We start from the raw sequence: 12472 nt of genomic DNA on the forward strand, positions 1-12472 counted from the left end.
GTCATTGTTACTCTATTTATCATCATCAAAATAACGATAGGTTTTTGCTGTAATGTTCATGGTCATTTTGCCTGTCGCCTGATTCATTGGCCCCATGCTGATGTCATGCAAAGTCACAATCCGTGGTAAAGCAGCTACCCCACTCACAAATTCTCCGAACTGGTGATATGTTCCAGTCACCGTCATCTGTATCGGCAATTCAGCATAAAAATCCACAGGCCTCTCACCTTCAGGTTTGAAAAGCTCAAACTCCAGACCATTTATCAAACCTGTTCGGGTAATATCGACAAGTAAATCGGGTACTTCACTTTTTTTAGGTAGTTGCTCAAGCATAGAGGAAAACATCACACGCATTTCGGCTAACTGTTCTTTGTAAGCCTCGAGATTTACCGCTTTGGCTTGTTTAATCTCAAAAATTTGCTTGAGTTCGACTTCTTTTTGCTCAAGTTTGGTCAGCTCGGTTTGCTTATCTTTCAGAATAAAATAATAACCACCAGCCCAGACCAACAGACAAATCAAAACAGCAGCAACGATTTTTATAGGCGTGGGCCACTCACCACTTTCATTAAAATCGAGTTCCGTAATAGAGGAAAGGTCCATTATTTATCCACCTTTGTCGCAGCTGCTGATTCATTGACCTCTACAGTAAACTGTCTGATCGCATTATTGCTTGTAGATGTCCGTTTGATAACTTCCAGGCGAGACTCGCCGTATTCAGGATTTTCATCAAGTTGACGCATAAAGACAGATACCCTGGCATTCGATTCTGCCGTTCCGCTGAAGGTAATGGTATTACCTGTACGTACCACTTTTTCTAAATGAATACCCTCAGGAACCACCCGCGCGATAGAGTCGAATACTTTTACCACTTTAGGGCGACTTTCCTGTAAATCCTGAATAACTTGCATTCTGGCCAAAAGCCGTTTCTTTTGTGCTTCAAGGTCTTGAATTTCTTTAATTTTGACATCTAACTTAGTGATTTCTGTCTGTAATAGCGTATTGCGCTGGTTTTGATCACTAATCAGGCTGTTGGCGTAACCCATCACAAGATAAAAAATAAGGGCTGCAAACAAAAAAGTTGCGCCCATCGCTAAATAAAACTGTTTCTGCCGCTCTTCTCTTCGCTCTTCACGCCATGGCAGTAGATTGATATGTGCCATCAGTCAAAACTCCTCATTGCCAAGCCGCAAGCAATCATCATCGAAGGAGCATCATTACTTAATGCCTGTATTTTCACCCGAGATCCCAGAATCATCTCTGCAAAAGGATTAGCAATAGATGTTGATGTACCGGTTTCTTCTTCTATCATCGTATCGATACCTTCGATAGAAGCACACCCTCCAGCCAGAATAATATGATCGATGGACTGATATTGTGTCGATGCTGAAAAGAAGAATTGCAATGCTCGTGTTACGGTCATTGCCATTGAGCGCTTGAAAGGTTCAAGCACTTTCGGACCATAATCATCTGGCAAACTGCCATCTTTCTTCGCTCGCCCCGCCTCCTGATAAGACATCCCGTAATGGCGTTCAATATCTTCAGTTAACATTCTTCCGCCAAATGTTTGCTCTCGGGTAAAAACAATTTTGCCGTCAACCAGTACGTGTAAGGTTGTCAGTGTTGCACCGACATCAGCAACAGCGACAGTCAAGCCCTGGCCATGGTGTGGCAATTGTCGAGCGATTAATTCAAACGCATTTTCCATAGTATAGGCTTCGACATCGACCAGTCGGGGTTTTAATCCAGCTTTCTCGACCACCTCAGTACGGACATCCACATTTTCACGGCGTGAAGCAGCAAGCAGAACATCAACAGCTTCAACATCAGCTGCTGAAGACCCTAATATTTCAAAATCCAGTCGTACTTCATCAAGTGGGTAAGGAATATAGTTTTCTGCTTCCATAAGTACATTTTCTTCAAGCTCACGCTCTGATAATGAAGCAGGAAAAGATACGATTTTACTGATGGCTGAATTAGCAGAAACGGCAACAGCGGCTTCTTTGGCTTTTGTGCCTGAACGTTTGACTGCGCGTCTTATTGCGCCAGCCACTTCATCTCTATTTTCAATGCGGCTTTCAACCACAGCATTGACAGGTAAAGGCTCAACGGAATATGACTCGACAGTATATTTCTCACCTTTTTTACTCAGTTCTAATACCTTTACTACCGAAGAACTGATATCTATGCCTAGCAAAGGGGATTTTTTTCGTCCGAACATTTATCGCCTCAATTCCCGTTGATTCATTGAATAAGCCCACTTAGCACTATTACTTAAAGTAGTTTATTAAGAATCTTGAGCTTGTCAACCTAAATATATCAATAAAACTAGTGATTTGAACCCTCTCACTGTTATTATTTGTGACTCAATATATACTTTCACATCATTTCTTACATAGCAGCCAAGTCTACATGTATCGATTTATTCGTTTGACCACAAAGCTTATTTTAATTTTAGCGTTGTTGACCCTTATCGCCGCCGGCGTGATTTATTTCTTTTTGGCTCCCAAACTGCCTGACACTAACACCCTTAAAGAAACTCAGTTGCAAATCCCTTTGCGAATTTTCAGCTCTGAAGGTCTATTAATGGCTGAATTTGGCGAGAAAAGACGTATTCCAGTGGAATATAATGATATCCCCAAACCGCTGGTTGAGGCCTTTTTAGCTGCAGAGGATGATCGCTTCTACCAGCATCCTGGGGTTGATTATCAGGGCATTATTCGTGCTGCTTACTCCCTGCTGCTCACAGGTGAAAAATCACAGGGTGGTAGTACAATCACCATGCAAGTTGCGCGCAATTTTTTCTTATCTAATGAAAAAACTTATCTAAGAAAATTAAATGAAATTATTCTCGCACTGGAGATTGAAAAGGTTTTATCGAAAGAAGAAATTTTAGCGCTTTACTTAAATAAAATATATCTAGGCAGTCGTGCCTACGGTGTTGGTGCCGCTGCTAATGTCTATTACGGCAAGCCACTGGATCAGTTATCTCTCGCTGAGATGGCGATGATTGCAGGCTTACCCAAAGCCCCTTCCGCTTATAATCCGATAGCCAATCCAGAACGCGCGACAGTAAGACGAAACTATGTTTTACGACGTATGTGGGAAGTCGGCTTTATCCAGAAAGCCGATTACGAGGAAGCCATAAAAGCACCCGTTACTGCCAGCTACCATGGCCCGGAAATCAAAGTTTACGCGCCGTATGTGTCTGAAATGGTTCGTACAGAATTGATTAATAAGTTTGGTGAAGAGGCGTACACCAATGGCTTTAACGTCTATACAACGATTCGTGCAAAGCATCAGCAAGCAGCCAATAAGGCATTACAATCGGCTTTGTTAGATTACGATCGCAGACATGGCTATCGCGGTCCAGTTGCAAATGTGGCTTTACCAGAAGATGTTTCTGACCGCGTAGCTCTTGATAAAGTTGTTAAGGACTATGACAACATAGGTCCGTTAAAAACGGCTGTTGTGATTGAGACCACAGATGAAAAAGCAGAGCTCTATATTCGAAACTGGGGGTATGCTCAATTACCACTTAATGCCGTTAAGTGGGCTCAGAAAAAACTCAGTACCAACAGTCGTGGCCCTGTCCCTAAAAAGATCACAGATGCCATCAAAGTAGGTGACATCATCCGTGTCGAACAATTGACCAGCCCTAACTGGGAATTGGCTGAATTACCTGAGGCCCAAGGCGCATTAATTGCTGTTGCCCCATATGATGGTGCAGTCACAGCATTGAATGGTGGTTTTGACTTCTTTAATAACAAGTTTAACCGTGTGACCCAATCTCGTCGCCAACCCGGCTCTGGCTTCAAACCCTTTATCTACTCTGCTGCCTTGGAAAAAGGGTACACCGCAGCGACGATTATTAATGATGCACCAGTGGTGTTTGATGATCCTGGTCTAGAGAACGTCTGGCGGCCACAAAACTATAGCGGTAAATTCTTTGGGCCCACACGTTTACGCGAAGCCCTTATTCATTCGCGTAATCTGGTATCAATCCGATTGCTGCGCGATATTGGAGCTGACTATGCCGTTGAATATGCAGAACGTTTTGGCTTCAAACCCGGCATGATGCATAAAAATCTGTCATTAGCGCTGGGCAGTGGCAGTGCCGCCCCATGGGATATGGCACGTGCCTATTCCTCACTGGCTAATGGTGGTTATAAAGTTGAGCCCTACATCATCCAGCGTGTAGAAGATGCCTCTGGAAAAATTGTGATGCAGGCAACACCTGATACCGTTTGTGAAACCTGCCTGATGGATGAATCTACTCTTGATGAGAGTGATTTCCATGTCGCCAAACGTATCATGACGCCACAAAATAACTACATCATGAATAGCCTGTTACGGGATGTGGTTAAACATGGCACAGGTCGGAAAGCGATGAGTCTAGGTCGTGATGATTTAGCAGGAAAAACCGGTACAACCAATGATCAGGTGGATGCCTGGTTTAATGGTTTTCATCCAGAATTAGTGGCTGTAGCCTGGGTAGGATTCGATAATCCACACTCATTAGGCCGCTATGAAACAGGGGGTCGCGCCGCTTTACCAATGTGGATAGATTTCATGAAAGTTGCTCTGGAAGGCATGCCTGAAGCACCATTGCAACCACCTGTTGGTATGGTAACCGTCAGAATCGATCCTGCGACAGGCCTACTGGCTAGACCTGAAGCCACAGATGCGATATACGAGACCTTCAGAGAAGAATATGTACCAAAACAGATGGCACCGCTATCTGGGCAAGGTGACAGCGGTACATCACCGGCCATCGACTTATTCTGATTTATCGAACCTGTTTGGCCAACTGCCCGGACTGTAATTCACCGTTCGGGTAGTCGCCATTCAGTAATCGTAATTGCTCAATTGGGCTGTTGCTGATTCTGCTTTGTTTTGCCCATGAAGCATAATTATCGTTTTTACCCACCCTGAGAATTTGGATTTTTAGCTCCTGAGCCAGTTTAATTTCATCTTCTCGCAAACTATGCAGACTTTTAATCGTGTTAATAAAAGCCTGATCATAGCTGCTAAACAAAGTGTTACTTTCTGCACCACCAAAGAAAATATAGGCTTTATCTTTTAAGTAAACGACAGCGACCCTGACGGTTTTATCCTGAGCAAGCGCAATCCCGGTATATCCGTCGAGCCCATGACTATTAAAGCTTTGGCCAGAACGAATTGTGGTAATTTTCAAACGTTGCTTAATAAACTGCTCCGGCGTTAACTTACGATTCAGATCCGCTGCGCCCATTTCAACGACAGCCTTGCCATCAGGGGCTACAGCCTGCAGGCTATCCGGGTTATTGTTAATGTGCCATTTTTCAGGAAAATCAACAGCAAACCCCATAGCAAGATGATAAAAATGATTTTCGGAGCGAATGCCCTGCTCCTCACTATCACCAAAGGTCATGCCGGCGATATGGTCTAAATAAGCCGTTCTGTCGATTTTACCGTCAGTCACTTTATATTTATCCGCAGCGGCAACAACGCCTTGCAACCGTGTATCATTATCAGGGTGACTAGCAAATAAACCATGGTAGCCTTGGTACTCACGGCCTTGTTTCTTTGCCTCAACAGCAGCAAAAATCTCCTGATTTTTCAGTACAGTGATGACATCAATCATGGCATGTGGATCATAGCCTGCTCTGGCCAGATACTCGGCACCTAAGCGATCCGACTCAAGCTCATGTTCACGACCATAACCGCTTAATAAAGCACCACCTAACATATTGAAGATATTCTGGGACCCTGCATTACGTAGCTCCGGGATTAATATCGAGCCCAGGGTATATCCAATATTGGCCGCTTGTGCCGCACTTTGTTGTCTGACACCATGCCGGGCAGTGACATGACCAATTTCATGGCCAAGCACCGCAGCAAGTTCAGCTTCAGAATTCAGATAAGCCATTAGGCCACGGGTGATATAAACATAACCACCTGGCAAGGCAAAGGCATTGATGACCGGAGAATCCAGTACAGTAAATCGATAGACTAAGTCTTTACGATGACTAACCGATGCCAGTTTTTCGCCCACAGACTGCACATAACGTTGCAGTTGTTCATCATCATAACGACCATATTCGGCAATGATTTTGGGATGATTGGTTCTTCCCATCTCCAGCTCGGTATCTTCACCAAACATGACGAAGTTTTGATCACCGGTTACCGGATTCGTTGCACATCCACCAAGCCCCAGAAACAACAAAGCCCCTGCGATTAAGCAGAGGCTTCGTATTCTGTCGTGACTTGTACTACCTTGTACGAACACGTCAATCATAGTTCAAACCATTTTGTTCGACAGATTATTTACCGTATTTTTGACGGAATTTATCAACACGACCCGCTGTGTCTAACATTTTTTGTTTGCCAGTGTAGAACGGGTGGCATTCTGAACACACATCCAGAGTCAAGTCTGAAGTGCGTGTAGAGCGAGTTTTAAAGGTGTTACCGCAGCTACAGGTAACATTGATCTCGGTGTAATCTGGATGGATATCCGCTTTCATATCTGTACTCGTTATGTGTGTTTGCAAAAAATCTTGCTGTAACCATAAGGTTACGAGCTTTAGAACCGCGTTATTTTATAGATCAACCTTGCTTCAGGCAAGTTTATTTACAATAAAATCTGCTTAAGCTTTCTCAGCGACCAGCATGGCTTGATCTCGCCAACCTGACTCAAGCTGCCCCAACACAGATTCTTCACGATAAACCCGAACGTTAAGACTGCTAAACATATGCAGTAGCTCATTATCATCTAACAGAAAGTCAGGGTTATTCGGACCAATCTCATTAACTTTATTCCGACAAAACGTCTGATAAAACAACAGACCACCCGACTTGAGAGCATCAGCAATCACTGGTGCCATATCCCGTACTAAAAAATGCGATACGACAATCACATCATAGACTGCTGGTGCAGGTGGCTCCGCAATGACATCGCGTTGTTGTGCATGAATATCCAAAGAGACTTTTCCGGCATTTATCTTTAATTGTTCAATCGCGACCGATGAAATATCCCAACTCTCAACTTTTAAGTCTTTCTCTGCTAAAAAAAGACTATTGCCACCCACCCCACAAGCCAGATCTAATGCCAGGCCAGTTTTAGGTAATAAATGCTGGTTTTGCTCTAACACCATTGAAACACCCGGTTTCTCATCATAGCGTTTGCTATAAATCGCATCCCATTTTTGTTGAGCATCCATCATTAGCGACGCCAAAAGGCCGGGGTCAACACCACAAGCAAAGTAAATATTTCTAATCGTCCCAATAGCATAGCCATGGCTAATACCCATTTGGAGGGTGCATTAATTTCACCAAAGTTAGCACCCACTTCGCCAAGCCCTGGACCGAGATTATTCAGGCAGGCTGTTACTGCAGAGAATGAGGTCACTACATCAAGGCCGGTCGACATTAAAAATAAATGCATGATACTGAAACAGAACACATACATGGCAAAAAAGCCCCAGACCGCGCCAACCACTTTCGCAGGCAGGGCTTTGCCATTCACCTTGATGGCAAATACCGCATTAGGGTGAATCAGACGTAATACTTCACGATACCCCTGTTTAAACAGCAGCATGATACGGATAACTTTAATACCGCCCCCCGTGGAAAAAGCACAGCCACCGATATAACTTGCCATCAATAATAGGATAGGTAAGAAACCAGGCCACAGGTAATAATCGGTTGTGGTGTAACCAGCCGTTGTACCGATAGACACTGTCTGGAAAACGCCTTGATGCACTGCGGTCCAAAGGTTATCGAAGGTACCACTGAAATACAGATAACTCGACGTCACTACTGATATCACGCCAAGTATTGCCAGATAAGTCCGTAACTCAGAGTCTTTCCAATAATGTTTGACGCTACGATGTCGCCAGGCCAGGAAATGTAGAGAAAAATTCATCCCGGAAATCAGCATAAAGACCACCGTGATCATTTCAATAGTGGCACTATCAAAAAAACCGATACTGGCATCATGGGTAGAGAAACCACCGATGGCTACCGTTGAGAAACTATGACAAATCGCATCAAACCAGGTCATACCAGCAACTCGAAACGCAATAGCACAGGCAATGGTTAATGATAGATAGATATACCAAAGCGCCTTAGCCGTTTCCGTGATGCGCGGTGTCAGTTTGGCATCTTTCATTGGACCGGGTGTCTCAGCACGGTAGAGCTGCATGCCCCCGACACCCAACAGGGGCAGAATGGCCACCGCTAACACCACAATCCCCATACCACCTAACCACTGTAGAAACTGGCGATAAAATAGAACCGCTTTAGGCAGTGTGTCTAAGCCTGTAAGTACAGTTGCTCCAGTAGTTGTCAGCCCCGACATGGATTCAAACACAGCATCAGTGAATGACATTTTAGGGACTTCAGTCAAAAAGAAAGGTAATGACCCAGACAAACCAAGAGCGATCCAGAACATCACCACTACGATAAAGCCATCGCGTATTTTTAGTTCTTTACGGTGATGTCTAACGGGTAACCAAAACAATAAACCGATAATCAACAACAAAACAAAGGCCGTTAAAAACGCACTACTGGCACCATCTTGGAAGTACCAGGACACCAACACAGGAGGCAGCATCGTGATACTGAACAGCGATAACAAAATACCTAGAATGCGTTGAATCGTCAGTAATTGCATGATGGTTAGGTTGAATCCGTTTTACGGTGATAATAAAACCAGCTTAGCAGCATCAAAAGCATCAATATAAACACTGGCCAGCGTTTGGCGATGACATAGGGTGTTGCCCCCTGTCTGGGCTGAATATCGGTAGTCAATGTCGCCTGCTCAAATTGAGGGGTTTGTGACTGAATACGTCCTTTATAATCGACAAAAGCTGAGATGCCATTAGTGGTCGCCCGTACCAGCGGCCTTTCTGCTTCTAAAGCGCGGCTACGTGAAATTTGTAAATGTTGATGCGGCGCGAATGAATCGCCATACCAGGCATTATTGGTGGCATTAACAAGGATAGAAGCTTGAGGTAATGCATCTAACACTTCAAGGGAAAAAACATCTTCATAACAAATAGAAATACCCACTTGCTGCCCAGAGGCTTTTAACAGGCTTTGCTTTTCTGGTCCCGGCACAAAGCCTGACATTGGCAAATCAAAAAAAGCAATCAAGCCGCGAAGCCAGGCAAAAGGCACGTAATCGCCGAAAGGCACCAGATGGCGTTTATGATAGAAGCCCTCATCCTGCCCGGCGACCATCATACTGTTGTAGTAGTCCTGGCCATTTTTATCTTCAACCGGCAGGCCAAGTAAAATATCGGTATTGTGTTGTTGCGCTTCTTTAATAAGCGGTTCGATATAAAAGTCTTTTAGTTGATGATAAAAAGCGGGAACGGCATTTTCGGGCCACACCACCAGCTGGCTGTCCCAATGTTGTTCCGTTAATTGCTGATACAGGGTAAGTGTGCTGACAAGCTGTTCAGGACTCCACTTCACATCTTGCGGCACATTGCCCTGCACAATCGTGGTTTTGATAGGTTCGCCAGCCGTCCAAGTCCAATCGACAGATTGCAACCCTTGTCCCCCGCACCAAATAACCACAACAGGCAATATGAACAACGGTTTTTTGTATTTAAACAAAATAAACAAACAGCTTGCCGTCAGCGCAACCAGGAAAGAGACAGCATTGACGCCCATGACAGGCACCCAGCCAGCTAACGGCCCCTCAATTTGACTCACACCCAACTCTAACCAGGGAAAACCACTCAAGAACCACGCTTTAAATAATTCAAAACCGAACCAGGCAATGGGTAACAGTAAAGCAATATCAAATAAGGAAAATGTGTAAGAAGAGAGTTTCTTTACCAGCCAGCCAAATAATGCCAGATAGGAAGCCAGAATCGCGACAAACAAAAATGTCAGCATTCCCGCTAAAAACCAGCTGGTATGACCGAAGACATGGATAGCCACATACACCCATGACACACCCACACCAAACATGCCAAGTCCAAACAGCCAGCCTCGCCATGCAGCTTGTTTTGCCGTGGTGTTATCCCAGCTGGCGAAAAGCAGAATCAGACTTAAAACAGCAATCGGATAAGCGTTAAAGGGAGAAAATGCCAGCGGTAAAATAGCACCGCCAAATAATGCAACGATATGTCCTTTCCAACCCTGCATAGTCAGCCCATTATTCTTTTGCATTATTCGGTATCTGCTTCTGGCTCTTCTTCCGGTAACACCACCATCTTCATCAGATATAAACGACGGTTATCTGCGCGTAAAATCGTGAACTGGAAACGGTCAATCGTGATTTCTTCACCACGTTCAGGCAAATGCCCAAACTGATTAACAACATAACCACCCACCGTATCAAAATCTTCATCACTCCAATCAGTTTCAAAAAACTCGTTGAAGTCTTCCACCATCGTTAAGGCTTTGATAGTGTAGGTGTTTTCATTCCTTTGCAGAATAGGTGCATCATCATCAATATCATGTTCGTCTTCAATTTCACCGACGATTTGTTCTAATACATTTTCAATCGTGACAATACCAGCCACACCACCATATTCGTCTACGACGATGGCCATATGATTACGGCGTGCCCGAAACTCACGTAACAACACATTCAAGCGCTTGCTTTCGGGAATAAATACAGCGGGACGTAATATCTCACGCAGATCAAAATTGAAATCACCGCTGTTCACCACGGCCGTTAATAAGTCCTTGGCGAGCAGAATGCCAATCACATCATCACGGTCATCATCCATCACAGGAAAGCGAGAGTGCGCCGTTTCAGTGACCAGTTTCAATGTTTCTTCAGGGGCAGCATCACGTGAAACCATGACCACTTGTGAGCGTGGAATCATAATATCGCGGGCCTGCATTTGCGAAACGCTTAATGCACCTTCAACAATAGATAGCGCTTCTGAATCCAGAATATGCCGTTCAGAAGCTGAACGAATTAATTCAATCAGTTGTTCCTGATCTTGCGGTTCCAGAAACAAGTTACTGAGCTTTCGCACCCAGGATTGATTTGCTAAGCGACTCGGTCGTCCTTCACTCATGATTCCACTCCCTGCCATTCATAGGGATTAGCTATATTTAACTGATGCAGAATAGCTATTTCTAATGTTTCCATCTGTTCCGCTTCATCCGATTCAATATGATCATAACCTAATAAATGCAAACATCCATGGATCACCATATGTGCCCAGTGATGTAACTCGGCCTTACCTTGCTCTTGCGCTTCTTTTCTCACCACAGGCACACATATCACTAAGTCGCCTAATAAACGGGGTTCTAATTTAATGGGTGCATCAAAAGGAAAAGACAAGACATTGGTTGGCCCATTTTTGCCACGATACTGACCGTTGAGTTCAGCACTTTCTGTTTCATCGACTAAACGAATACTCAGCTCACAGTCTTCATTGACTTCGTCTAATGCTGCTTCAGCCCACTGAGTAAACAGTGACTCATCCGGTATATCACCATCATAAGCACACTGAAAATCCACTACCACGCTCATGCTTTTCGGTCAGCCTTATCGTATGCCAAGATGACTTTTTGTACCAGCGAATGTCGAACAACATCTTTTGCCTGGAAGAAAGTAAAGCCGATACCGTCCACATCCTTCAACACTTCAATCGCATGACGCAAGCCAGAACGGGTTGATCCAGGCAAATCCACCTGAGTGATATCACCGGTAATGACCGCAGTGGAGTTGTAACCCATCCGGGTCAGGAACATCTTCATTTGTTCGATCGTGGTATTTTGCGCTTCATCAAGAATAATGAAAGACTCATTGAGTGTGCGACCACGCATATAGGCTAATGGCGCGACTTCAATCACATTGCGTTCCATTAACTTAGCCACGCGTTCAAACCCTAACATTTCATACAAGGCATCAAACAACGGTCTGAGATAAGGGTCAACTTTCTGAGCTAGATCCCCGGGCAAGAAACCGAGACGTTCACCGGCTTCTACTGCAGGTCTGACCAATACAATACGGCGACAAAAATCACGTTCGAGGGCTTCCACCGCACAGGCCACGGCAAGATAGGTTTTACCGGTACCAGCAGGCCCTACACCAAAGTTAATATCATGGGTCATCACCCGACGTAAGTAGGCTTGCTGATTTTCACCACGGGCTTTAATCAAACCACGCTTGGTTTTAATCACCACTTCTTTATCAGGCTCACTGGCCGTGGCGACATCGTCACCACCACTTTTGCGAATCGCCATATGAATCTGCTCGGGCGCTAATACGGTCTGCGCCGTTTCAGCATACAAGTCATGAATGACTTCCTGGATGAGTGTTAATGTATCCGCCGGGCCAATAATCTGAAAGTTCACGCCCCGATTATTGATTTCCACACCAAAGCCGCGTTCCATCATACGAATATGTTCATCCAGATGACCACACAGATTGGCAAGACGAGGGTTATCTGCCGGACTAAGCTCGAAGCTGATGCTATCGAGCGCTTGAGAAGTTTGAGTCACTATAGAATTC

12 protein-coding genes are annotated in these 12472 nt (G+C 44.6%); 1 reads left to right on the plus strand and 11 read right to left on the minus strand.

What is annotated here, in order from left to right; genetic code table 11:
* Nucleotides 1–12: 12 nt before the first annotated feature.
* Genes pilO through MAMP_RS00355 form a run of 3 tightly spaced genes read right to left on the minus strand, consistent with a single transcriptional unit; the run spans nt 13 to nt 2218 of the window.
* Nucleotides 13–600 carry a type IV pilus inner membrane component PilO gene (gene pilO, locus MAMP_RS00345; RefSeq protein WP_007143964.1) on the minus strand — a complete coding sequence of 196 codons (588 nt, stop codon included), beginning with the start codon at nt 598–600 and terminating at the stop codon, nt 13–15.
* Nucleotides 600–1160, minus strand: a complete 561-nt coding sequence (locus MAMP_RS00350) for a PilN domain-containing protein (protein WP_007143965.1) — start codon at nt 1158–1160, stop codon at nt 600–602. The genes pilO and MAMP_RS00350 overlap by 1 nt, the downstream gene beginning before the upstream one ends.
* Nucleotides 1160–2218 (minus strand): pilus assembly protein PilM, encoded by a 1059-nt coding sequence (locus MAMP_RS00355; protein WP_007143966.1) that lies wholly within the window; start codon nt 2216–2218, stop codon nt 1160–1162. Before MAMP_RS00355 ends, MAMP_RS00350 begins: the two co-directional genes overlap by 1 nt.
* A 191-nt stretch (nt 2219–2409) precedes the next feature.
* Here MAMP_RS00355 and MAMP_RS00360 point away from each other — a divergent pair, with 191 nt between their 5' ends.
* Nucleotides 2410–4785, plus strand: a complete 2376-nt coding sequence (locus tag MAMP_RS00360; protein WP_007143967.1) for a penicillin-binding protein 1A — start codon at nt 2410–2412, stop codon at nt 4783–4785.
* Between the two features lies 1 nt (nt 4786).
* Here the strand turns inward: MAMP_RS00360 and MAMP_RS00365 are convergent, their stop codons facing one another.
* The 8 genes from MAMP_RS00365 to MAMP_RS00395 form a co-directional block, all read right to left on the minus strand.
* Nucleotides 4787–6277: a M48 family metalloprotease gene (locus MAMP_RS00365; RefSeq protein ID WP_050797507.1), complete on the minus strand. Its 1491-nt coding sequence runs from the start codon at nt 6275–6277 to the stop codon at nt 4787–4789.
* 25 nt (nt 6278–6302) lie between these two features.
* Nucleotides 6303–6503 carry a 50S ribosomal protein L31 gene (gene rpmE, locus MAMP_RS15810; RefSeq protein WP_007143969.1) on the minus strand — a complete coding sequence of 67 codons (201 nt, stop codon included), beginning with the start codon at nt 6501–6503 and terminating at the stop codon, nt 6303–6305.
* Between the two features lie 123 nt (nt 6504–6626).
* Complete coding sequence (locus MAMP_RS00370; protein WP_007143970.1) at nt 6627–7202, minus strand: class I SAM-dependent methyltransferase; 576 nt, start codon at nt 7200–7202, stop codon at nt 6627–6629.
* Nucleotides 7202–8653 carry a TrkH family potassium uptake protein gene (locus tag MAMP_RS00375; RefSeq protein WP_007143971.1) on the minus strand — a complete coding sequence of 484 codons (1452 nt, stop codon included), beginning with the start codon at nt 8651–8653 and terminating at the stop codon, nt 7202–7204. The genes MAMP_RS00370 and MAMP_RS00375 overlap by 1 nt, the downstream gene beginning before the upstream one ends.
* Nucleotides 8654–8658: 5 nt before the next feature.
* On the minus strand, nt 8659–10164 hold the full coding sequence (gene lnt / locus MAMP_RS00380) for an apolipoprotein N-acyltransferase (RefSeq protein WP_007143972.1): 1506 nt from the start codon (nt 10162–10164) through the stop codon (nt 8659–8661).
* Nucleotides 10164–11027, minus strand: a complete 864-nt coding sequence (locus MAMP_RS00385; protein WP_007143973.1) for an HlyC/CorC family transporter — start codon at nt 11025–11027, stop codon at nt 10164–10166. The genes lnt and MAMP_RS00385 overlap by 1 nt, the downstream gene beginning before the upstream one ends.
* Nucleotides 11024–11488, minus strand: coding sequence for an rRNA maturation RNase YbeY (gene ybeY / locus MAMP_RS00390; RefSeq protein WP_007143974.1), 465 nt, complete (start codon nt 11486–11488; stop codon nt 11024–11026). The genes MAMP_RS00385 and ybeY overlap by 4 nt, the downstream gene beginning before the upstream one ends.
* Entirely contained in the window at nt 11485–12462 is a 978-nt protein-coding gene (locus MAMP_RS00395) for a PhoH family protein (protein WP_007143975.1), read from the minus strand. The genes ybeY and MAMP_RS00395 overlap by 4 nt, the downstream gene beginning before the upstream one ends.
* Between the last annotated feature and the right edge of the window lie 10 nt (nt 12463–12472).

Origin of the sequence: Methylophaga thalassica MP, assembly GCF_000214595.1 — a bacterium.
GTDB lineage: Bacteria > Pseudomonadota > Gammaproteobacteria > Nitrosococcales > Methylophagaceae > Methylophaga > Methylophaga thalassica.

Bases quoted from the DNA above. Each gene is read 5' to 3' on its own strand.
- pilO (WP_007143964.1), bottom strand. From the start codon at position 600: ATGGACCTTTCCTCTATTACGGAACTCGATTTTAATGAAAGTGGTGAG.
- MAMP_RS00350 (WP_007143965.1), bottom strand. From the start codon at position 1,160: ATGGCACATATCAATCTACTGCCATGGCGTGAAGAGCGAAGAGAAGAG.
- MAMP_RS00355 (WP_007143966.1), bottom strand. From the start codon at position 2,218: ATGTTCGGACGAAAAAAATCCCCTTTGCTAGGCATAGATATCAGTTCT.
- MAMP_RS00360 (WP_007143967.1), top strand. From the start codon at position 2,410: ATGTATCGATTTATTCGTTTGACCACAAAGCTTATTTTAATTTTAGCG.
- MAMP_RS00365 (WP_050797507.1), bottom strand. From the start codon at position 6,277: ATGATTGACGTGTTCGTACAAGGTAGTACAAGTCACGACAGAATACGA.
- rpmE (WP_007143969.1), bottom strand. From the start codon at position 6,503: ATGAAAGCGGATATCCATCCAGATTACACCGAGATCAATGTTACCTGT.
- MAMP_RS00370 (WP_007143970.1), bottom strand. From the start codon at position 7,202: ATGATGGATGCTCAACAAAAATGGGATGCGATTTATAGCAAACGCTAT.
- MAMP_RS00375 (WP_007143971.1), bottom strand. From the start codon at position 8,653: ATGCAATTACTGACGATTCAACGCATTCTAGGTATTTTGTTATCGCTG.
- lnt (WP_007143972.1), bottom strand. From the start codon at position 10,164: ATGCAAAAGAATAATGGGCTGACTATGCAGGGTTGGAAAGGACATATC.
- MAMP_RS00385 (WP_007143973.1), bottom strand. From the start codon at position 11,027: ATGAGTGAAGGACGACCGAGTCGCTTAGCAAATCAATCCTGGGTGCGA.
- ybeY (WP_007143974.1), bottom strand. From the start codon at position 11,488: ATGAGCGTGGTAGTGGATTTTCAGTGTGCTTATGATGGTGATATACCG.